At 53.2% G+C, this 571-nt stretch carries 1 pseudogene; it reads right to left on the bottom strand.

Annotated elements, in window-relative coordinates:
- A pseudogene (locus tag B3M90_RS00105) lies at positions 1–495 on the bottom strand (pyridoxal 5'-phosphate synthase lyase subunit PdxS); the annotation flags it as partial.
- Between the last annotated feature and the right edge of the window lie 76 nt (positions 496–571).

Here is a 571-nt window from a genome sequence, read left to right as displayed (position 1 = left end):
CATATGGCGAACGGCTTCGACGACGTTCCCGGTTCCAGGCTCGCCTTTCGTCCGAATCATCGCCGCTCCTTCGGCAATCCGGCGAGCGGCTTCCCCAAGATCGCGTGCGCCACAGACGAACGGTACGGTGAACTCCGATTTCAGTAAATGATATTGCTCGTCTGCCGGAGTCAGTACCTCGCTCTCATCGATGAAATCGACCCCCATCGATTCAAGGACACGCGCTTCGACGATATGACCAATCCGGCATTTTGCCATGACGGGGATCGAGACTGCTCCAAGTACCTCTTCCGTGACCAACGGATCTGCCATCCGTGCCACACCTCCGTCACGACGAATATCTGACGGGACACGTTCGAGTGCCATGACTGCGACAGCTCCTGCTGCTTCCGCAATCTTTGCTTGTTCCGCATTGACGACATCCATGATGACGCCACCCTTTTGCATTTCAGCCATTCCACGTTTGACACGATCCGTACCTTGTTGACGTTCCATATCCATTCCCCCTTGGTTGACTTTCACCCCTTTAGTATACGGAACGTTGACACTTTTAAAAGTATCAGTTTATGAT

This window comes from Exiguobacterium sp. UBA6309 (assembly GCF_002439205.1).
Classification (GTDB): Bacteria; Bacillota; Bacilli; order Exiguobacteriales; family Exiguobacteriaceae; genus Exiguobacterium_A.
Note: the sequence above shows the minus strand (reverse complement) of the source record. Positions and strands in the feature narration are given on the sequence as shown.